An 18,967-nucleotide genomic window follows, 5' to 3' on the forward strand; every position below is an offset into this window, starting at 1 on the left:
TGCGTATCAACGCACCTTTGTACGGCTGCACTTCGGACGTAGCGGAGTGCAGCGCGGCGTGTGGTGACCATAGCGCAAGCGCCTCACGCGTTGGACGTCCCTGTGTAAAGTCATTGACGGTATGCGGCCCGGCTGGGCTGCGGGCCACACTGGTTCTCAATGAGAGGAGGGGTTGATGCCGTCGAGGAAGGCTCCTACGGTGCGTCAACGCCGACTGGGCGCCGAACTGCGCAAGATGCGGGAGCGCACGGGGCTGTCGCTCACAGACGCGGCGAAGATGCTCGGTACAGACCGAACCACGGTGAGCAACATCGAATCGGGCCGGTTCGGTGTGAGCGCGGAGCGTGTGCGGACTTGGTCCGAGAGCTATGGATGCCCTGATGGGCCCTACATGGACGCGCTTGTGGGCATGGCCACGGAACGCGTGAACGGCTGGTGGGAGGAGTACCGAGGTGATCTCAACAGTGGTGCGCTCGACTTGGCGGAGCTGGAGCATCACGCTGTTGGAATCAGATCGGTGCAAATAATGCACATCCCGGGGCTGCTTCAGACCGAAGAGTATGTGCGCGCCCTGTTTGCAGGTTCTGTTCCGACGCCAAGTCCGGTGCGTCAGCGGCGACAGCTGTCGCATCGTCTGAAGCGGCGTGACGTGCTGGATCGGGCTGATCCGCCCGCGTGTACGTTCCTCATTCACGAGGCGGCACTGCGGATGTCCTACGGTGGAGCGGAGGTGACTCGCCACCAGCTCGACCACTTGTTGAAGGAGTCGGAGCGGGAGAATGTGACCGTTCGAGCGATCCCGTTTGCGGCCGGAGGTTTCCCGAAGGCCAGTGTCGCGGCGCAGTACGTATACGGTCGCGTACCGCAGCTCGATACCGTCCATACGGACACCGCGAGCGGTGCCGAATTCTTGGATGCGGAGACGCCGTTGGCGAACTGGCGGGCCATCATGGATCGCACGGAAGAACTGTCCCTCGATCCGGAAGGTTCGAGGGACTTCATTTGCGGGATTGCGAAGCAGGTATGAAAGGTTTGAGAACCGTGGAAATTCAGTGGCGTAAATCCTCTAGGTCCTCGGATGACGCGGACTCCCATTGCCTGGAACTTGCTCAGCGCGGAGGCGAGGTTCTGTTGCGTGAGAGCGACAATCCCGATGTGGTCATCCGTACGAGTCGCGCCAAGCTCCGGGCCTTCCTTGACGGTGCGAAGGCCGGTGAGTTCGACCACCTGGCCTGACTTCGACGCGATGACGCTTCGGGCGGCTCCTGTCCCTGTGGGCGGGGGTCGCCCCGTTGTGTGTGGCTGGCTGGGGTCTGGTGGAGCCGTATGTGCACGCGCGCTCCCGCCTCACTCGTTAGACGTCAAACACTTGAAGCGGTGCCGTCTAACGCGCTAGCTTCCGTGGGTCGCTTGCCGACGGGTCGCCGCGGCCGTAATTCCCCGACGGCTCCAGCCAGTTGGGGGCTCGGTCATGGTTGCCCCTACTTGCGCTCACCACGCCGGTGGTGGGCAGGGGGCGGCGCGAGACTGCATCGGGAGGCCTTCATGTACGACTCGGGGCACACTGCCGTTTCCCCCGCACGCCTGTTCCGGTGCGAGCGTGTTGTCCACTGGCACCTGGCGGACACCGCGGCCGACGAGGTGACGGACGTGTCGCAGCACACGGTCGCCGAGCCCGCCGAGGCGGTCCGGAGCATCCGCCGGGCTGTCCGCGACCTTGCCTGCGTACTGCCGCCCGCCGAGCGTGACCAGGCGTTGAACTGGGTGGACGGGGGCGGGTGGATCGGCGCGCTCGGCGCGCTGTACCGGGGCGAGTCCTGTGGCTTCTCGCTGAACCATCGCGGACGCCGGATCGAGTGGACCGTGCATCCGTACCTCGGATTCCGGGTGGATACCGGGGATCTCCTGCCTGTCGTCCGGCCTCATGGATGAGCCGACGTCCTGCTGAGTGGCAGCCCGGCCTGGAGTAGGCCCTGCGCGGGCTACGGGGCCTTGCGCACCGGGGTTGTCGCGACGCGCACGCGCGCCGGGGTGCGACTCCGGTGGCCGATGCGGTCGGCGGACGGATGCGGCAGATGCCGGTGGCCGACGCCTGGTGCCGCATCGAGCGACGTTCGCCCTCAACTGGTGCCGCCCCCGCCCACTACCGGGAGCAGGGCAGCGTGATCCGCCGCTGGATCATCTGGCGGAACAAGCACGCTGCCGACGAACGCCTCGGCCCAATCGCCCCCGCGGCGAACGACGCCTGACGCGGCCCTGGAGGGCCCGTCTCGCTGGTGTGGCCGGGCCGCGAGCGAGACAGTGTGGAAACTCTTGTTTCCATTTGGCGATTCGGAAACTATAGTTGTCGCATGGCAGTCTCTGAGATCACCCCGGAAGAGCAGGCGGAACTCGACAAGGCGCTGTACGACGCCCTGAATCCGCTGGCCTCGGCGATTCGCTCCCAACAGACCGGGCTGTCCGTGGACCGTATGTGGGAAGCGGATCCCGCCGAAGTGGCACTGTCCGTCCTGGCCGCCTGGAAGGTGATGGATGCCGAGGTCAGGCGGTTGACCGCGCACGCGGCAGCAACCGCTGGCTCCTACGGCGCCAGTTACGAGCAGATGGGGGCTGTCTGGGGCATCACCCGGCAGGGTGCCCGTAAGAAATGGCCCGACGCCCTCAGCCGCTCAGCGCCCGCGACAGCGGGCAGGAGCACGCTCGCGCTCTTCGGGGGGACTGCCGAACTGGTGCAGGCGCCTTCCGGTGAATGGAGTTGGGCAGGCGTGGGCGCTGATGGGGCATCCGCCGCGGTCACCGATGAGATGCGCTACGCGACCGCGGAAGAAGCCGCAGCCCATGCGGGCGTTTTCCTCAAAGAACACGCCCTCGACGCGGTCGACCGTTCCTAAGGGCGGATTACGGGACAGCCCTTGGTATCAGGCAACGTTCACCCTGTTCGCGATCTCGCGGAGGAGTTCGTCGGAGGCGTGCTTGTTCCGCCAGAAGATGTAGCGGCGGATCGCACTGCCTTGATCTTCGTGGCCGGCGTGGTCGGTGCCGTCGAGGGTGAAGCAGCGCAGGGCGGTGAACTGGGCCTCGATGCGGTTGAGCCGGGAGCCGTTGGCCGGGGTGTACGCGATCTCCACATTCTGACCGCCCGCTGCCGCTCGCGGAGCAGCCGACGCATCGTCACAGGGCGAACGTTGCTCGATGCGGCACCGGTAGTGCTTCGTACGAGCGGCATCGGCGCTGGTCCGCAGATGGGACCTGGGGTTTCGACAACCGCGCCCACGTCTTCCTCGGGACTGTCAGCGTTGCTTCGATCCGGCCCCGGCTCCGTGGATGGATCAAGTATCCCAACATTCGGACGCGTCTGTCACCGTCCTTCGGGAGGAGATTTTCTCATGATTTGCGCACCTAAGGTTTCGGATGACCAGTGAGAGTTTCGATCTGACGTGGAGTAGGGATGGCATCCGACGTTGCCGCAGTGGCTGCGGAGCTCACCGTGATGGTTGCGGCAGATCACCAGGCCGCGCGCCAGGCGAACAGCGATGACCCGGCGGAGCAGTTGGCCTGGCGTCGCTTGACCGCGCAGCACGCGGATCGGCTCAGCGAGATCATGGACGCTTACGGGTGGCCGACCGCGGAACTGGTCGGTGAGGATGCGGCCCGGGCTGCGTGGCTGATCGCGCAGCACGCCGACCGGCAGCTCGACGTTCAGCGGCGCGCGCTGCGGCTGATGGAGCAGGCGGTGTCCAACGGCGCTGCCAGCCCCCGAGATCTGGCCTTTCTGCGTGATCGGACGCTTGTGAACGATGGACGGAAGCAGATCTACGGTACGCAGATCGCCGGAGTGAAGGACGGCTCGCCGGTTCCGTGGCCCTGCGAGGAACCCGAGCGCATGGACGAGCGCCGTGCAGAAGTCGGAATCCCGCCGTTCGCCGAGTACATCGCTCAGTTCCCGATCGCCTGAGGCACTCCGGCATCCGGCGGATCTCGCTCACGCCTGATCCGCCGGACAGACGCCGGCTGTTGCGGGCCAGGACGTTCATGACGCTTCGGCAGGGCGGATCCCTCCGGCTGCTGAGCCGGGGCTCGTGGCTCCCCGGCGGGTGCAGTGGAGCCGAGGTCTTGCCTCAGGTTGTCGGGTCCCAGAGCCCGTCGGCTGCACCGCGGGCGAGGTGCTCGGTGTAGACGGCGACCTTCCAGGTGATGACGGACCGGCACTCCTCCAGTGCCTGGATCTGTGCGTCGACGCGCTGTCGATGGGCGTCGAGCAGGTGCAGGCGTTCCGCTTCGTTGCCCGGTCCGCGGCGTACCAGTTCGGCGAAGTGCTTGAGGTCGGCGAGCGGCATACCGGACTCGCGGAGTTTGACGCAGATCAGCAGCCATTCGACGTCGAGGGGGGTGTAGCGCCGTCGGCCGCCCGAGGTGCGCTGGACCGGCCCGACGAGCAGGCCCTCACGTTCGTAGAAGCGCAGCGCGTGCACGCTCAGCCCGGTCCGCTCGGCCACCTCACCGATGCTCAGCGACGGCGCGGCAGCCTGGGTGGTCGTCATGCTGCTCACCCCTCGACTTGATCTAGACCTCGCTCTAGATCGTAGCGTCCGCGGCATGACCATTACTGATCAGCAGCCGCTCGGCTCGCCCTTCTCCGCCTCCACCACCGCCGAGGACATCGTGGCCGGCCTCGATCTCTCCGGAAGGACTGCCGTGGTCACCGGCGGCTACTCCGGGCTCGGCCTGGCGACCACCCGCGCGCTGGCGGTCGCCGGAGTCCGGGTTGTCGTGCCCGCCCGCCGCCCCGACGTTGCCCGTGATGCCCTGAAGGAGGTGAAGAACTGCGAGGTCATCCCCATGGACCTGACCGACCTCGCCAGTGTCCGCTCGGCCGCCGCGCACCTGAGCGACCGTCTCGACCGGCTCGATGTCCTGATGGCTGTCGCCGGGGTGATGGCCACCCCGGAGAGGCGCATCGGGCCCGGCTGGGAAGGCCAGCTCACCGCCAACCACTTCGGGCACTTCACCCTCGCCTGCGAGCTCTATCCGCTCCTGGCCGCCGCGGACGGCGCGCGCGTCGTCGTCAACAGCTCCGCCGGACACACTCTGACCGGCATCCGCTGGCATGACCCGCATTTCCATACCGGCTACGACAAGTGGCTGGCCTACGGCCAGGCCAAGACCGCCAACGCCCTGTTCGCCGTGCACCTCGACACCGTCGGGCAAGGCGACGGTGTCCGGGCCTTCGCCCTCCATCCTGGCAGAATCATCACCGGCCTCCAGCGCGAGATGGCCTTGCAGGAACAGATCGAGCGCGGCTGGGTGGACGAGCACGGCAACGTCATCGGCGAGGGCTTCAAGACCTCCTCTCAGGGCGCCGCCACCGGCCTGTGGGCCTCCACCTCGCCGCTCCTCGATACCCGGGGCGGCCTCTACCTGGAGGACTGCGACATCGCGCGCGTCTCCGCTCCCGGCACCCCCATGGACGACGGCGGAGTCCGCGCCTACGCCATCGATCCCGACGAGGCGGCCCGGCTCTGGTCGATGTCTCTCGCCGCAACCGGCGCCACGCCGATCAACCGATGAACCCGCGCTCTGCCATCTGCCCTGCTGCCCGCTGCTGCGGCGGGCCGCGGGGTGCGGACCGTCCCCGGGCCGGTCACGGCCGCGCCGGACAGAGACGTCCGGCCCTCGTCCGGACCCCGGTTCCCCGCAGCCGCCCGAGCGGCTGGGGGAACCGGCCCCCGTCCGGTCCCTGCGCGGCCCGGCGCGCTGGTGCGCACAGGGCCGAATAGGTGCTTTCGCCCCGGGGCGACCGGGGCCACCCTCGAATGCGTTGCGTGTTCCATGGTCGGGGGCGGGCCGGAGGACGGCGATGTGTTCGGCCGTGACCGAACCATGGGGGCGCGGGAGCCGTGAGGTGAGGCCGGGAAGAAGCCCGCGCCGGGGAACGAGGGGGACGGATGTTCAGGGTGCGACTGACACCCGAGGACTTACTGGGGGTGACCTTCGCCGCCGGGCCCGCACCGTTGATGGAGCTGGTCCTGGTGGCGGCGATGGCTCAGCGGGAGGTCTCGCCGGTCTTCGGACGGTGGCGGCACACGATCCGCGCGGGCTTCCCGCGCGAGGCGCGCAGGCTGCTGGAGCTGGTCCCTCCGACGGCGACGGGCCCGATGTTCCTCGACCCGATGAGCCGCGGACTGGAGGACGGCCTCGACGCCGTGCTGTCGGCCCGCACGGACACCGTGCGCACGGAGCTGGCACGGGTGTGCCGGACGAGCCGTCCCGTCACCCCGTGGATCCGCGGACTGGCGGACCGGGACCGGGACGCCTGGCAAGAACTGGAACGGGTGCTCCGGTCCGCGCACGCGGGCTTCGTGGAACCGTCCTGGAGCCGCATCCGGTCGGGATTCGACGCCGAACGCGCCTGGCGCACACGGCAATTGGCCGAACAGGGGATACGCGCGACGCTGGCCGGTCTCGTCCCCGGCAGCCACTGGGAGGGGACGACCCTGGTCCTCGCCTGCGACAAGGAGGCCGACGTCGCCCTGAACGGGCACGGCCTGGTGCTGCTGCCGTCCGCGATGTGGGACGGGCCGCCCCTGATGGCCGTGCACGACGACTCCCCGAGCACTCTCATCTATCCGGCGCTGACTCCCCTGCCGCTGCTCCAGGCGCACGACGAGGACGATCCGCTGACCGCGTTGCTGGGGCGGACCCGGGCCGCGGCCCTCGGTTTGCTCACCCGTCAGCTCACCACCACGGACATCGCGCGGGAGCTGGACATCAGCAAGTCGTCGGCGTCCGAACACGCGAAGGCGCTCCGGGACGCGCGCCTCATCGTCACCCGGCGCGAGGGCAAGGCGGTCTGGCACTCCTGCACCCCGCTGGGGCTGGACCTGCTCGGCGGTCCGGTCCTGAGCCGATGACGCGCGTCGGCCATGGAGGCGCCGCGCTCCGTGCGGGAGCGGGTTCCTCCCGCACGGGCCGGTTCCGTGACGCACGCGGCCCCGTTCCGTCACGCGGCCCCGTTCCGTCACGTGGCCGGTTCGGTGGCGCGGCCCTGTTCCGGCTATGACGTGGACCCGACATAATCCGAGGGCTTCGCCCCCCACCGCAGACGGAGGCATCCCCGCATGAGCCCGTACACCGCGTACACCGGTTCGCGTCGTACCTTCCTGGCCGGCGCGTTCGCCGCCACCGCCACCGTTCTCCTCGGTGCCGGACAGGCCTCGGCCGGGACGCGGCAGGCCCTCACCACCCGGGACTGGATGGGCGCCCTTCCCGACGCCACCGCGCTGCAGCGCCTGACGATTCCCGGTTCGCACGACTCCGGCGCCCGGTACGGCGGGCCCTGGACCGAGTGCCAGAACACCACGATCGCCGAGCAGTTGGACAGCGGGCTGCGCTTCCTCGACGTACGGTGCCGGGTCACCGACGGCTCCTTCGCCATCCACCACGGGGCCTCGTACCAGAACCTGATGTTCGGCGACGTGCTCGGCGCCTGCTGGGACTTCCTTGCCGCCCACCCCGCCGAGACGGTGCTGATGCGGGTCAAGCAGGAGTACTCGGAGGACGGCGACGACACCTTCCGTCGCATCTTCGACGACTACCTCGACGTCCGGGGATGGCGCCCCCTCTTCCACATCGACCCGGCGCTCCCCTCGCTCGGTCAGGCGCGCGGCAGTGTGGTGCTGCTCGCCGACAACGGCGGTCTCCCCGGGGTCCGTTACGCCGACTCCGCGCTGTTCGACATCCAGGACGACTACATGGCGGAGCCGTTCGGCAAGTACCCCGAGATCGAGTCCCAGTTCCGCAAGGCGGCCCAGCAGCCGGGGAAGCTGTACATGAACTACGTCAGCACCGCCGCCCTGATGCCGCCGCGCTGGAACGCGGACCGGCTCAACCCGCAGGTGCAGTCGTTCCTCGACGGTTCCGAGGCGTCAGGCTGGACCGGCCTCGGAATCGTCCCGCTGGACTTCCCCGCCACCCGGCCGGGGCTCGTCGAATCGCTGATCCGGCACAACCCGCTGGATCGGTGAAGCGGGGCCGGGGGACCGGCGGAACGCGGGGCTGAGCGGCCCGAGCGGGTGGGGGAGGCGGACGTGATCGGTGGTCGTGCCCGGCCCGGAAGCGGTGAGGAATCCGTCGGCCGGGGCAACCGACGTTGTCCGCCCGGCAAGCGCATGCTGCCCCTCGAACCCTGGCCCCGGTGAACGAGCGCGGGTACCCAGGAGAAGTCGCATTCCTGCGTGGGAAGAGGTCCCGTGCACGCCCGAGAGAACGACAGGATGTCCACGTCCACGACCGTGTCCGCGAACGGCCGTACGCCGTCGGCCCGGCCTCTCTCGGCCGAGGAACAGGTGCCGTTCCCGGGGCTCGCCGCGCTCCAGGGCAGCGTCGGGAACGAGGTCGTCGTCCAGATGCTCCGTCTTGCGGGCCGCCTCGGGGAGGACGGCCGGCATCGGCACGACGCCGACTGCGGGCACCCGGCCGAGCGGCAGCCCCGGGTGCAGCGCTCCGCCGTCCACGGTGTTCTCCGTGGCAGCGGTAGGCCCCTTGACGAGGCCACCCGTACCGAGATGGAGGACCGGCTCGGCGCGGACTTCACCGACGTCCGTATCCACGACGACGCCGCAGCGAGGGCGTCCGCCGCCGAAGTCGGGGCCCGCGCCTACACCTCCGGCAGCCATGTGGTCATCGGCCACGGCGGGGCTGACCCGCATACCCTCGCCCACGAACTCACACACGTCATCCAGCAGCGCCGGGGCCGGGTGTCCGGCACCGACCACGGCGACGGCCTGAGCATCAGCGACCCGCACGACCGTTTCGAACGCGAGGCCGAGGCGAACGCGTCCCGTGCGATGTCACGGCCCGCCGGGCATCCGCCGGGGCGGCAGCGCGGCGGCTCCGTACGTACGGCGCCGGTCGGGGGTACCGGGGCGACCGGCCCCGCGATCCAGCGGGTACCCGTCCGGGTCGCGGCCGATTCCATCGGCTCCCGATCGGCCGGCACCCAGGCGACCGGGGAACGCGGAACCTTCCACAACCAGACGGTCGGGTACCTCTACAAGAATTCGCAGTACACAAGAAAGGAGGGGAATTACGGGCCGAACCCCGTCGCCCACTACACGTGCGGGGTCTGCGGAAAACCTGTGGAGCAGCGTGAGGCGGATCTGGACCACATCGTCTCTTGGGAAAATCTCAAGGACAAAGGATTCTCCCGGTACCAGGACGACCCGAACGTGTACCCGGTGAACAATCGTCGGCAGGAGTTGCTGATCTACAACGACCTGGAAAATCTCCAGATCGTGCATGCGGTCTGCAACAATCGGAAATCGGGGGACAAGGAACGTGCCCAGATCGTCATGGACATCGATTTCCTGACGGATCGGGGTGTGTACCGACCGGACAAGCACCTCAGCAGCCAACCCGTCGTGGCGCAGGCGACTGCGGGCGGGAAGGCGAAGCTGGCGAACGCCGCGATCGGTTCCCGCTCGCTGAACAGTCCGGCGACCGGTAGGCGGGCCAGTTTCGCGCCGGAAACGCTCATGTACGTCTACACCGAAACGCCGCACGAAATGAGAACCGGGCAGTTCAGTCCGGAGCCGGTCGCGCACTACGACTGCGCCCTGTGCGGAAATGCTGTGGAACAGCTGAATTCCGAGGTCGACCACATCGTCTCCTGGGATTCGATGGTCAGCAACCAATTTGAGAAGTATCGGGGTGATCCGGCACTTCATCCGGTGAATTCGCGCGGGCAGGAAGTAATGATGTACAACGACGTGAGGAACCTTCAGATCGTGCATGCCTGGTGCAACAACAGAAAGTCGAACAAAATGACCAACACGCAGTTCAAGATGGACGTGGAATTCCTCACCGGTACCGGTGCGCACGCCTCCGATCGCCACCTGCCGTGAACCGTCGGCGCGGGCATCGGGACGCCCGTCCCGTCCCGTCTCACAGCCCCGGCGGCGGGTGCGGGGCGCCCGGCAGCCGGATCGATGCCACCGTGCCGTACCCGGCCGCCCCGTCGTCGCCCTCGTCCGGTGCCGGTCGGCGCAGGGACACCGTTCCGCCCGCCGCCTGGACCGTGCGGGCGACGATGGACAGGCCCAGGCCCGAGCCGGGGAGCTGGCGGGCGGACGGGGAGCGCCAGAAGCGTTCGAAGACGTGGGGGAGGTCCTCGGCGGGGATGCCGGGGCCGTGGTCCCGCACGGTCAGCTCGCCGTCCCGCAGGACGACCTCGATCGTGCCGTGCGGCGGGCTGAACTTGACCGCGTTGTCCAGGACGTTGACCACCGCGCGCTCCAGCGCCGCGGGTTCGGCCCGTACGTACCACGGGGTCAGGTCGGCCCGGATGGTCAGCTCGGGGCCGCGCAGACGGGCGCGCTCCAGGGCGGTGTCCGCGATGTCGTGCAGGGCGACGACCTGGAGCGGGCCGGGCGTCGCCGCGTCGGGGCGGGCCAGTTCCTGGAGGTCGCCGATGAGCGACGCCAGTTCCGTCATCTGGGCCTTCACCGACGTCATCAGGGCCCTGCGGTCGTCGGGCGGGATGGCCCGGCCGGTGTCGTCGCTGCGGGCCAGCAACTCGATGTTGGTGCGCAACGAGGTCAGCGGGGTCCGCAGTTCGTGACCGGCGTCCGCGATCAGCTGGGCCTGGCGGTCCCGGGAGCTGGCGAGGGAGGCGGTCATGGAGTTGAACGAACGGGACAGCCGGGCGATCTCGTCCTCCCCCTCGACGGGGATGCGGACGGTCAGGTCCTCGGTGCGGGCGACGTGCTCGACCGCCTCGGTGAGTTCGTCGACGGGCCGCAGCCCCGTGCGGGCGACCCACAGTCCGGCCGCGCCCGCACCGACGACACCGATGCCGGAGACCGCCAGGAGCACCCAGGCGAGCGTGGACAGCGGGTCGTCGATCTCGCTGAGCGGGCGGGCGATGGAGACGGCGATCCGGCCGGTGGTCCCGCTCGGCAACTGGGTCACCTGCACCAGCGGGTAGGTGTAGACCCGCATCCTGGTGCCGTTCTCGGCCCTCGCCGAGTGCAGTGCGTCGGGCTCGTCCTGGTCGACCACCGCCATGTCGGCCGCGCTCACCGGGAGCGGGGACACACCGGGGGAGATGCACACCGTGCCCTGGGAGTCGAAGAGCTGGACGGTGTACTTCCCGGCGAACGGCCGCGGCGGCAGCGCCGTGGTGCCCCGGCAGTAGTCGTACAGCTTCGACAGGTAGGTCGGGTCGACCTTGGAACTGCGCAGCGAGGAGTCCAGCTGGTCCTCCAACTGCTGCCGGGTCACGAACCAGCAGGCCGCCGCGACCGCCGCGACCGCTACCGCCACCGCCGTCGTCACCAGCAGCGCGAGCCGGGTGCGCAGCGGCAGGGCGCGGAACCGGTGGACGAACGCGGTCATCCGTCGCCGCCCGCGCGGAGCGCGTAACCGACGCCGCGCACCGTGTGCACGAGGCGCGGTTCACCGCCCGCCTCCGTCTTGCGGCGCAGGTACATCACGTACACGTCCAGAGAGTTGGAGCTCGGTTCGAAGTCGAAGCCCCAGACGGCCTTGAGGATCTGTTCGCGGGTCAGGACCTGGCGCGGGTGCGCCAGGAACATCTCCAGCAGGGTGAACTCGGTGCGGGTGAGTTCGACCCGGCGGCTGCCCCGGGTGACCTCGCGGGTGGCGAGGTCCATCCGCAGGTCGGCGAAGGCGAGCACGTTGTCGTCACCGGTGAGTGTGTCGGCCGTCGCGGACGCGTACGAGCTGCGGCGCAGCAGGGCCCGGATGCGGGCGAAGAGCTCGTCCAGTTCGAACGGTTTGACCAGGTAGTCGTCGGCTCCCGCGTCGAGCCCGGTGACCCGGTCGCCGACGGTGTCGCGGGCGGTGAGCATCAGGATGGGGGTGGTGGTCCCGGCGGAGCGGAGCCTGCGGGCCGCCGTCAGGCCGTCCATCCGGGGCATCTGGATGTCGAGGACGATGAGGTCGGGCGCGTACGACTCGGCCCGGGCGAGGGCGTCGAGGCCGTCGACGGCGACCTCGGTGCCGTATCCCTCGAACGCGAGGCTGCGTTGCAGCGCCTCGCGCACGGCGGGTTCGTCGTCGACGATCAGGATGCGCTGCGGATCGTCTTCGGCGGGGCTCATCGCTCTTCGTCCTCTTCTTCTCGTTCTCTTGTTCCGTACGGGTACCCGGCCGCGGGGGCGGGACACGGCGGGCGCGTCGTGCGGGCGGTCCCGAGCGGCTCGGGGCCTGCCCGCACGCGACGCTCCCCATGTTCCCAGCCTCGCACGCCCGGGGCTCGGGGCACGGGGGTGCGAGGCGACGGCCGTACGGAGAACCGCGGTCGGTGGGGTGATGGCCGGACGGGACGGGGTGATGAGACGGGCCGGTGGGGTGATGGCCGGACGGGACGGGGTGATGAGACGGGCCGGTGGGGTGATGGCCGGACGGTTCGGTGGGCCGGTTCGGTGGGCCGGGGTGCGAGTGGTTCGCGTCCGCGCTGTTGCCGGTGCGCGTGACGAGTCGTCGCCGGGGGCCGGCTACGAGCCGTTGCCCGACCGCAGGGAGTCGAGGTCGGCCTTGAGCGTGTTCACCGGGATGGCGAAGCCCAGACCCACGCTGCCCGCGTCGCCGCTGCCCGAGCCGTTGGACGAACTCGCCGAGTACATGGCGGAGTTGATGCCGATGATCTCGCCGTTCATGTTGATCAGCGCGCCGCCGGAGTTGCCCGGGTTGAGGGAGGCGTCGGTCTGGATGGCCTTGTAGGTGGTGGTGGAGTCCCCGGTGTCGCCGTTGAACTGCCGGCCGCCGAACTCGAACGGCCACTGCTCCCCGAACCCGCCCTGGCCCTGCCCCTGGCTCCGGCCCTGCCCGTTGTCGCTGTCCTTGGCGACCGTGACGTCGCGGTCGAGGGCCGAGACGATGCCGCTGGTGACGGTGCCGGTGAGTCCTTCGGGGGAGCCGATCGCCACGACCTGGTCGCCGACCGCGATGGCCGAGGAGTCGCCCAGCGTGGCCGTCTTCAGTCCGCTCGCGCCCTGGAGCTTGATGAGCGCGAGGTCCTTGTCGGCGTCGGTGCCGACGACCTCCGCGGAGTACGTCTTGCCCGTGCTGAGCGTCACCTTGATCGACGAGGCGCCGGAGATGACGTGGTTGTTGGTGACGATCTCGCCGTCGGAGGTGATGACGACGCCGGAGCCGGTGGACTCGCCCGCGTTCGAGGCGGCCTTGATCTCGACGATCATCGGCGAGACGGCCTTGGCGACACCGGCGACGGTGCCCTTGCTGCTCTGCGAGACCGTGGTGCCGGAGACGACGCCGCCGCCCACGGTGCCGGTGTCGCCGCGGGTCAGCTCGCCGACGAGAGCGGCGGTGCCGCCGCCGACCAGCGCCGCCGCGATCGCCACGGCCGCCAGCAGGGCCACCGGGCGGCGGGGCCGACGGCCGCGCGGTGCGGCCGGCTCGTCGGGCTCGTGGGGCGTGGGCAGGTAGGAGGGCGGTGGCGGGTACGACGCGTCACCGTTGCCGTACGAGGGGTACATCGGGTACTCGCCGCTCGGGCGCTGGCTCTCTGTCATGTCCAAAAGCGTCGCTGTCGAAGATGAGAGAAGCCTGAGCGCGCCCTGAGAAGCCCGGCAGAAGCTCGTATGTCCTGTATAAGCGCCGGACGGGCATCGGAGGCCGTGCGGCACCGTCACGGTCCCGGGGCTCACGCCCCGAGGCTTACGTGTCCGGGGCTCACGCCCCGAGGGCGGGCTCTCCGCAGCCGCACGAGCGCCGGACCACCAGCGCCGAGGGGAACTGCTTCAGCCGCTCCCGCCGCGACCCCGACACCCGCAACGAGTCGTCGAGCACCAGGTCCACGGCGGCCCGTGCCATCGCCGGGCGGTCCGAGGAGACCGTGGTCAGCGGCGGATCGGTCAGACCGGCTTCCTTCACGTCGTCGAATCCCGCCACCGCGAGCTCCCCGGGCACGTCGATCCGCAGCTCGCGGGCGGCCCGCAGCACCCCGATGGCCTGGTCGTCCGTGGAACAGAAGATCGCCGGCGGCCTGTCCGGTCCCGCGAGCAGCTTCAGCGCCACCTGATAGGCGTCGTAACGGTTGTACGGGGCCTGGAAGAGGCGGCCCTCCGTGGAGCGCCCCGACTCGTGCATCGCGCGGCGCCAGCCCTCGATGTGGTCGGCGACCGGGTCACCGACCACCGGGGTCGATTCCACACCGCCGAAGCAGGCCACGTACGCGTTGCCGTGCTCCAGCAGGTGCCGGGTGGCGAGCTGGGCGCCGCCGACGTCGTCCGTGACGACCGCGACGTCCTCGATCGCCTCCGGCCGCTCGTGCAGCAGCACCACTCGCGCGTCCCATGCCTCGATCTCGGCCGCGGCCCGCTCGCTGGGGCCCTGGCTGACCAGGATCAGACCGGAGACCCGCATGCCGAGGAAGGCCCGCAGATAGTGGACCTCGCGCTCGTCGCGGTAGTCGGAGTTGCCGACGAGCACCATTTTTCCGCGCTCGGCGGCGGCCTGTTCCACCGCGTGCGCCATTTCCGCGAAGAACGGCTGCCGGGCGTCCGGAACGATCATTCCTATGAGGTCGGTCCGGCGCGAGGCCATCGCCTGGGCAACCCGGTCGGGCCGATAGCCCAGTTCCTTGATCGCGGCGAGTACCCGCTCGCGCGTGGCCGGGGCGACCGGCCTCGGTCCGTTGTTGATGACATAGCTGACCACCGCGGTCGACGTACCCGCCAGTCTCGCCACATCGTCCCGCGTCACCTTGGCCACGCGCGGCAGTCTACGCGGATCGACCCACCGAGAGGCAGGCCGTACCAGGGCTCGTTCCGCGTACCCGGCCGTCGCGGGCTACTCCGAACGGGTAACGGACCCGGTGGCCGCCCCCGCCGCGCTCCGGGCACCGGTCCGCTCCCCGGCCTTCCCGGCGGCGCGTTCCGCCGTCTCGGCCCTCTCCGTTCTCTCGGCCCTTTCCGTCTTCTCCGCTCTTTCCGCCTTCTCCGCCTTCTCCGGTACGACGAAGCGGTAGCCGACGTTGCGGACCGTGCCGATCAGCGACTCGTGCTCGGGGCCGAGCTTGGCGCGCAGCCGCCGTACATGGACGTCGACCGTCCGGGTGCCGCCGAAATAGTCGTAGCCCCAGACCTCCTGGAGGAGCTGGGCGCGGGTGAACACCCGGCCCGGATGCTGGGCCAGATATTTGAGCAGTTCGAATTCCTTGAAGGTGAGGTCCAGGACCCGGCCCTTCAGTTTCGCGCTGTACGTCGCCTCGTCGACCGACAGATCGCCGTTGCGGATCTCCATCGGGGAGTCGTCGGACGTCAACTGCTGCCTGCCGGTCGCCAGCCGCAGCCGGGCCTCGACCTCGGCCGGTCCTGCCGAGTCCAGCAGCACGTCGTCGATGCCCCAGTCGGCGGTGACGGCCGCGAGTCCGCCCTCGGTCACGACGAGGAGCAGCGGGCAGCCCGGCCCGGTGGACCGCAGGAGCTGGCACAGCGACCGTACCTGCGGCAGATCGCGGCGGCCGTCGACAAGGATGACGTCGGCACCCGGGGTGTCGACGAGCGCCGGGCCCTCGGCGGGTGCCACCCGCACGCTGTGCAACAGGAGGCCGAGGGCGGGAAGCACCTCCGTCGACGGCTGGAGCGCATTCGTCAGGAGCAGCAGTGAACTCATCGACGCCCACCTGCCCGGGTCGTCGGTCGATGATCATGCACGGTTCGCTCGCCCATTACGTCGGTCCTCCTCGTTCCCTGCGAGAGGGGCACTCCCGGGCCCGGCCCGGGGGAGTATGCGGCACTTCTTCGATTGTTTGCGCGGGGTCCTGCTTCTGCCTGGTCCGGGTCCTGATCCTGGTGCGGTCTTTACAGGGGCCGACCCCGTTTCCGAGGCCGCTGAGCTTGTGGAAACGTCGCCGTAACAACGCCGGAAAAGCGCAAAAGGACCCGGGGGCTGCTCTGCCCGGATCCTCTTCCCAGCAGAATAGCCCACATGAGTTCTGTGTCCGAGGGACGATTTCCCGATTCCGCTGTTCCCTTGCTCACGCCCGGTTCTCCGCCCCTGTCCGGTCCGGGGCCGGGGTCCGGTTCCTCGCGCGCCTCCCTGCTGACCGACGACGCTGTCCGGATCGAGGCGGCGCACGAACCGCGCACGGCGGCGGACGGCGCGGCGGTGGACAGTGGTGTGGCGGACGGTACGGCGATCGTGATCGCGCACGGCTTCACCGGTTCGCTCGACCGGCCCGCGCTGCGGCGTGCGGCAGGCGTGCTGGGGCGGCACGCGGCCGTGATCACCTTTTCGTTCCGGGGACACGGCGGGTCCGGCGGCCGGTCGACGGTGGGCGATCGCGAGGTGCTGGACCTGGCCGCCGCGGTGCGGTGGGCGCGGGTGCTGGGGTATCGCCGGGTGGTGACCGTCGGGTTCTCGATGGGCGGCTCCGTGGTGCTGCGGAACGGGGCACTGCATGCCGCGGGAGCGGGCGACGGGGGAGCGGAGGGCGGAGCCGCGGCGCACGCGGACGCGGTGGTGGCGGTGAGTTCCCCCGCCCGCTGGTACTACCGGGGCACGGCCCCGATGCGCCGCCTGCACTGGATGGTCACCCGGCCCACCGGGCGGTTGGTCGGGCGTTACGGATTCGGCACCCGCATCGACCGGGACGACTGGAACCCCGTGCCGCTCGCGCCGTTCGAGGCGGCCGGGCTGATCGCCCCGGTCCCGCTGCTGATCGTGCACGGGGACCGGGACCCGTACTTCCCGCTGGACCATCCGCGGATGCTGGCCGAAGCGGCGGGCGACGGTGCCGAACTGTGGCTGGAGCACGGCATGGGCCATGCCGAGAACGCCGCCGACGAGGACCTGCTCACCCGCATCGGGGGCTGGGCGGTGCGGTGATTCATGATGGGCAGCTGACGCGAGACGAGAGGAGCGCCGCCATGCCTGTGGGAACGATTCGCTACTGGGCCGCCGCCAAGGCAGCAGCCGGGATCGCGGAGGAGCCGTACACGGCCGCGACCCTGGCCGAGGCCCTCGACGCGGTGCGCGAGCGGCACCCCGGCGAGCTCACCCGAGTGCTGCGGAGGTGCTCGTTCCTCATCGACGGAGACCCCGTGGGGGGTCGTGGGCATGAGACCGTACGCCTTGCCGAGGGCGGCACGGTCGAGGTGCTCCCGCCGTTCGCAGGAGGGTGAACCCCAGAACATGAGCAGCAACGATCAGCAGCATCCGTACGGCCGGACCCCGGGCGAGGGGTACGGGCAGGGGTACGGGCCGGGGTACGACGCCCCGTCGCACGGCCAGGAGCCCCAGCAGGCGCAGCCCTACGGCCGGCAGCCCCAGCCCCAGCCGTACGGAAACCAGCAGCCGTACGGAAACCAGCAGGTGCACGGAGACCAGTCGTACGGGAACCAGCCGTACGGACAGCCGCAGCCCCAGGCGCACGGAAACCAGCAGGCGTACGGAGACCAGTCGTACGGGAGCCGGCTGCCGTACGACGCCGGGGCCCTCGGCGCCCACGGACAGCAGGCTTACGGCGGTCAGTCCTACGGTGCCCCGACGCCCGGCCCGTACGGCCGGGACCGGGCCCCTGCGGCGAACGCCGGGCAGGCGTGGCCGATGGGGCAGGCGCAGACGTACGAGCCCGCCGAACCGTCCGGCCCCGGACACGGGCAGGGCCCCCACGACCCCGAGGTCGCCCAGACCTGGGAGGGCCAGACCTGGGACACCCAGTACCAGCCGGTCCTTCGACGGCCCGCCGGACAGGGCGACCAGAGCGATCAGGGCGATCAGGGCGCGGTGGCCGGGCCGGTACCGGTACCGGGGGCCGTTCCTGCCGCCGCCGAGACCGCGTACCTGCCGCCGTACGTCCAGCCGCACCCGCCGGGTGCCACCGGTTCCCACCCGCTGCCCCCCGAGGTCCCGGCGGGACCCGCCGGGACGGCGCCCACCGGGTTGGCGTCCACCGGATCGGTGGCGTCGTCCGGCGTGTCCCCGGCCGTCCCCGCGCCCTCGCCGGACACCGACGGATACGGCGCGCCCACCACCCTGGGCAACAGCCGCGTCACCGATGCCCAGCGCGCCCGCGCCGAGGGCCGTTCGCCGATCATCCCGCCGGGCATCCAGCCCGCGGGCATCACCGCCGTACTCGGGCTGCTGCTCGCCCTCGGCGCCTCGGTCGGCCCGTACGCCCTGCTCGTACCGGTGGTGCTGCTCCAGGCCGTGACCGCGGCCGGATGGTTCAGGCTGAACGGCATGTGGCCCGCCCGGCAGGGCATCGCGCTCGCGTTCGCCGGTGGGCTCGTCGCCGATGTCGCGCTGCTCGCCGCCGGCCGGGAGAACGGCCCGGCCGCGCTGCTCGGCGCCCTCGGCGTGTGGGTGCTGCTCACCGTGGTCCTCCAGCTCCGCAGCCGCGCGGACGCGGACGAGCGGATGTACGGGCTGATGGCCACCGTCGTCTCGGCCGCCCTCTCGGTCCTGGCCGCCGGGCATCTCGCGGCGGTGCCGGACGCGGTGACGGTGGGCGGGGTGGCGGTCGCGGCTGCCGCGGTCGTCCGCGCGCTGCCGTTGCCGGGGCCGGTGTCGGTCGTGGTGGCGCTGCTCGCCGCCACGGGCGCCGGGGCCGGGGCCGGGGCGCTCACCGACCTCGGAGCGCAGGGAGCGCTGCTGGGCCTGGGAGCGGGCGTGTGCGCGTTGATCGGGCTGCGGGCCGCGAGCTACGACTATCCCTCGCGGTTCGTCCACATGACGGCCGGTGTGGCGCTGCCGCTGACCGCCGCGGCCCCCGCCGTCTACCTGATCGGCCGTCTGCTTTCCCGCGGTTGAGCCGATCGGCGGTCAGCCGCCTGCCCGGTACTTCTCCAGGTCCCCGATCGGGGAGGCGGGGTACCAGGTGCACCAGTGAGGGGCGGGGCTGCGGTCGGGGGCGGGGTGCCGGGGTGGGAACGGGCGTGGTGGAAGTGGACCAGGGTGTCCCCGGCACGCCCCGGGA

At 70.4% G+C, this 18,967-nt stretch carries 19 protein-coding genes and 1 pseudogene; 13 read left to right on the forward strand and 7 right to left on the reverse strand.

The features are described from left to right. The first annotated feature begins 175 nt into the window (after positions 1–175). The 5 genes from ACF1CT_RS26505 (at position 176) to ACF1CT_RS26525 (ending at position 2,891) form a co-directional block, all read left to right on the forward strand. A complete protein-coding gene (locus ACF1CT_RS26505; protein ID WP_391786465.1) occupies positions 176–1,027 on the forward strand; it encodes a Scr1 family TA system antitoxin-like transcriptional regulator in 852 nt (283 codons plus the stop codon). Beyond that, on the forward strand, positions 1,024–1,236 hold the full coding sequence (locus tag ACF1CT_RS26510; protein ID WP_391786466.1) for a DUF397 domain-containing protein: 213 nt from the start codon (positions 1,024–1,026) through the stop codon (positions 1,234–1,236). The genes ACF1CT_RS26505 and ACF1CT_RS26510 overlap by 4 nt, the downstream gene beginning before the upstream one ends. A 309-nt stretch (positions 1,237–1,545) precedes the next feature. After that, the gene (locus ACF1CT_RS26515; RefSeq protein ID WP_391786467.1) at positions 1,546–1,932 is read left to right on the forward strand and encodes a hypothetical protein; all 387 of its coding nucleotides are present in this window, start codon (positions 1,546–1,548) and stop codon (positions 1,930–1,932) included. 110 nt (positions 1,933–2,042) lie between these two features. After that, positions 2,043–2,249: a hypothetical protein gene (locus ACF1CT_RS26520; protein WP_391786468.1), complete on the forward strand. Its 207-nt coding sequence runs from the start codon at positions 2,043–2,045 to the stop codon at positions 2,247–2,249. Between the two features lie 102 nt (positions 2,250–2,351). Then, positions 2,352–2,891 (forward strand): hypothetical protein, encoded by a 540-nt coding sequence (locus ACF1CT_RS26525; RefSeq protein ID WP_391786469.1) that lies wholly within the window; start codon positions 2,352–2,354, stop codon positions 2,889–2,891. Positions 2,892–2,918: 27 nt separating this feature from the next. Here ACF1CT_RS26525 and ACF1CT_RS26530 read toward each other — a convergent pair. Then, a pseudogene (locus ACF1CT_RS26530) lies at positions 2,919–3,143 on the reverse strand (transposase); the annotation flags it as partial. A 305-nt stretch (positions 3,144–3,448) separates the two neighbouring features. On the opposite strand from ACF1CT_RS26530, the gene ACF1CT_RS26535 reads away from it, so the two are divergent. Next, a complete protein-coding gene (locus ACF1CT_RS26535) occupies positions 3,449–3,955 on the forward strand; it encodes a DUF6624 domain-containing protein (RefSeq protein ID WP_391786470.1) in 507 nt (168 codons plus the stop codon). A gap of 163 nt (positions 3,956–4,118) precedes the next feature. Here the strand turns inward: ACF1CT_RS26535 and ACF1CT_RS26540 are convergent, their stop codons facing one another. After that, entirely contained in the window at positions 4,119–4,541 is a 423-nt protein-coding gene (locus ACF1CT_RS26540) for a MerR family transcriptional regulator (protein ID WP_391786471.1), read from the reverse strand. Between the two features lie 55 nt (positions 4,542–4,596). Between ACF1CT_RS26540 and ACF1CT_RS26545 the strand changes: the two genes are divergently transcribed. From ACF1CT_RS26545 to ACF1CT_RS26560, 4 genes are all read left to right on the forward strand, one after another. Then, complete coding sequence (locus ACF1CT_RS26545; protein ID WP_391786472.1) at positions 4,597–5,568, forward strand: SDR family NAD(P)-dependent oxidoreductase; 972 nt, start codon at positions 4,597–4,599, stop codon at positions 5,566–5,568. A 386-nt stretch (positions 5,569–5,954) separates the two neighbouring features. Beyond that, positions 5,955–6,911 (forward strand): ArsR/SmtB family transcription factor, encoded by a 957-nt coding sequence (locus ACF1CT_RS26550; RefSeq protein WP_391786473.1) that lies wholly within the window; start codon positions 5,955–5,957, stop codon positions 6,909–6,911. A gap of 207 nt (positions 6,912–7,118) precedes the next feature. Then, positions 7,119–8,024 (forward strand): phosphatidylinositol-specific phospholipase C, encoded by a 906-nt coding sequence (locus ACF1CT_RS26555; RefSeq protein WP_391786474.1) that lies wholly within the window; start codon positions 7,119–7,121, stop codon positions 8,022–8,024. A gap of 540 nt (positions 8,025–8,564) precedes the next feature. Beyond that, positions 8,565–9,902, forward strand: coding sequence for a DUF4157 domain-containing protein (locus ACF1CT_RS26560; protein WP_391786475.1), 1,338 nt, complete (start codon positions 8,565–8,567; stop codon positions 9,900–9,902). Positions 9,903–9,942: 40 nt separating this feature from the next. Here the strand turns inward: ACF1CT_RS26560 and ACF1CT_RS26565 are convergent, their stop codons facing one another. The 5 genes from ACF1CT_RS26565 to ACF1CT_RS26585 all read right to left on the reverse strand — a co-directional run bounded on the left by ACF1CT_RS26565 (position 9,943) and on the right by ACF1CT_RS26585 (position 15,660). Beyond that, the gene (locus ACF1CT_RS26565; protein WP_391786476.1) at positions 9,943–11,394 is read right to left on the reverse strand and encodes a sensor histidine kinase; all 1,452 of its coding nucleotides are present in this window, start codon (positions 11,392–11,394) and stop codon (positions 9,943–9,945) included. Then, complete coding sequence (locus tag ACF1CT_RS26570) at positions 11,391–12,122, reverse strand: response regulator transcription factor (RefSeq protein ID WP_391786477.1); 732 nt, start codon at positions 12,120–12,122, stop codon at positions 11,391–11,393. Before ACF1CT_RS26570 ends, ACF1CT_RS26565 begins: the two co-directional genes overlap by 4 nt. Positions 12,123–12,518: 396 nt before the next feature. After that, positions 12,519–13,556: a S1C family serine protease gene (locus ACF1CT_RS26575; RefSeq protein ID WP_391786478.1), complete on the reverse strand. Its 1,038-nt coding sequence runs from the start codon at positions 13,554–13,556 to the stop codon at positions 12,519–12,521. A gap of 160 nt (positions 13,557–13,716) precedes the next feature. Continuing rightward, positions 13,717–14,757, reverse strand: a complete 1,041-nt coding sequence (locus tag ACF1CT_RS26580; protein ID WP_391786479.1) for a LacI family DNA-binding transcriptional regulator — start codon at positions 14,755–14,757, stop codon at positions 13,717–13,719. Positions 14,758–14,835: 78 nt separating this feature from the next. After that, positions 14,836–15,660: a winged-helix domain-containing protein gene (locus ACF1CT_RS26585; RefSeq protein WP_391786480.1), complete on the reverse strand. Its 825-nt coding sequence runs from the start codon at positions 15,658–15,660 to the stop codon at positions 14,836–14,838. A 315-nt stretch (positions 15,661–15,975) separates the two neighbouring features. Between ACF1CT_RS26585 and ACF1CT_RS26590 the strand changes: the two genes are divergently transcribed. Genes ACF1CT_RS26590 through ACF1CT_RS26600 form a run of 3 tightly spaced genes read left to right on the forward strand, consistent with a single transcriptional unit; the run spans position 15,976 to position 18,801 of the window. Next, complete coding sequence (locus ACF1CT_RS26590; protein WP_391786481.1) at positions 15,976–16,875, forward strand: alpha/beta hydrolase family protein; 900 nt, start codon at positions 15,976–15,978, stop codon at positions 16,873–16,875. 41 nt (positions 16,876–16,916) lie between these two features. Beyond that, positions 16,917–17,171, forward strand: a complete 255-nt coding sequence (locus ACF1CT_RS26595) for a MoaD/ThiS family protein (protein ID WP_391786482.1) — start codon at positions 16,917–16,919, stop codon at positions 17,169–17,171. Between the two features lie 10 nt (positions 17,172–17,181). Further along, positions 17,182–18,801, forward strand: coding sequence for a hypothetical protein (locus ACF1CT_RS26600; protein WP_391786483.1), 1,620 nt, complete (start codon positions 17,182–17,184; stop codon positions 18,799–18,801). Positions 18,802–18,967 lie beyond the last annotated feature (166 nt).

It is taken from the genome of Streptomyces sp. NPDC014734 (genome assembly GCF_043083325.1).
Classification (GTDB): domain Bacteria; phylum Actinomycetota; class Actinomycetes; order Streptomycetales; family Streptomycetaceae; genus Streptomyces.

What these genes read in the sequence shown, in the direction of transcription:
- ACF1CT_RS26585 (WP_391786480.1), bottom strand. Translation starts at nt 15,660, where the DNA reads ATGAGTTCACTGCTGCTCCTGACGAATGCGCTCCAGCCGTCGACGGAG.
- ACF1CT_RS26555 (WP_391786474.1), top strand. Translation starts at nt 7,119, where the DNA reads ATGAGCCCGTACACCGCGTACACCGGTTCGCGTCGTACCTTCCTGGCC.
- ACF1CT_RS26595 (WP_391786482.1), top strand. Translation starts at nt 16,917, where the DNA reads ATGCCTGTGGGAACGATTCGCTACTGGGCCGCCGCCAAGGCAGCAGCC.
- ACF1CT_RS26590 (WP_391786481.1), top strand. Translation starts at nt 15,976, where the DNA reads ATGAGTTCTGTGTCCGAGGGACGATTTCCCGATTCCGCTGTTCCCTTG.
- ACF1CT_RS26545 (WP_391786472.1), top strand. Translation starts at nt 4,597, where the DNA reads ATGACCATTACTGATCAGCAGCCGCTCGGCTCGCCCTTCTCCGCCTCC.
- ACF1CT_RS26505 (WP_391786465.1), top strand. Translation starts at nt 176, where the DNA reads ATGCCGTCGAGGAAGGCTCCTACGGTGCGTCAACGCCGACTGGGCGCC.
- ACF1CT_RS26515 (WP_391786467.1), top strand. Translation starts at nt 1,546, where the DNA reads ATGTACGACTCGGGGCACACTGCCGTTTCCCCCGCACGCCTGTTCCGG.
- ACF1CT_RS26600 (WP_391786483.1), top strand. Translation starts at nt 17,182, where the DNA reads ATGAGCAGCAACGATCAGCAGCATCCGTACGGCCGGACCCCGGGCGAG.
- ACF1CT_RS26575 (WP_391786478.1), bottom strand. Translation starts at nt 13,556, where the DNA reads ATGACAGAGAGCCAGCGCCCGAGCGGCGAGTACCCGATGTACCCCTCG.
- ACF1CT_RS26570 (WP_391786477.1), bottom strand. Translation starts at nt 12,122, where the DNA reads ATGAGCCCCGCCGAAGACGATCCGCAGCGCATCCTGATCGTCGACGAC.
- ACF1CT_RS26540 (WP_391786471.1), bottom strand. Translation starts at nt 4,541, where the DNA reads ATGACGACCACCCAGGCTGCCGCGCCGTCGCTGAGCATCGGTGAGGTG.
- ACF1CT_RS26565 (WP_391786476.1), bottom strand. Translation starts at nt 11,394, where the DNA reads ATGACCGCGTTCGTCCACCGGTTCCGCGCCCTGCCGCTGCGCACCCGG.
- ACF1CT_RS26510 (WP_391786466.1), top strand. Translation starts at nt 1,024, where the DNA reads ATGAAAGGTTTGAGAACCGTGGAAATTCAGTGGCGTAAATCCTCTAGG.
- ACF1CT_RS26560 (WP_391786475.1), top strand. Translation starts at nt 8,565, where the DNA reads ATGGAGGACCGGCTCGGCGCGGACTTCACCGACGTCCGTATCCACGAC.
- ACF1CT_RS26535 (WP_391786470.1), top strand. Translation starts at nt 3,449, where the DNA reads ATGGCATCCGACGTTGCCGCAGTGGCTGCGGAGCTCACCGTGATGGTT.
- ACF1CT_RS26525 (WP_391786469.1), top strand. Translation starts at nt 2,352, where the DNA reads ATGGCAGTCTCTGAGATCACCCCGGAAGAGCAGGCGGAACTCGACAAG.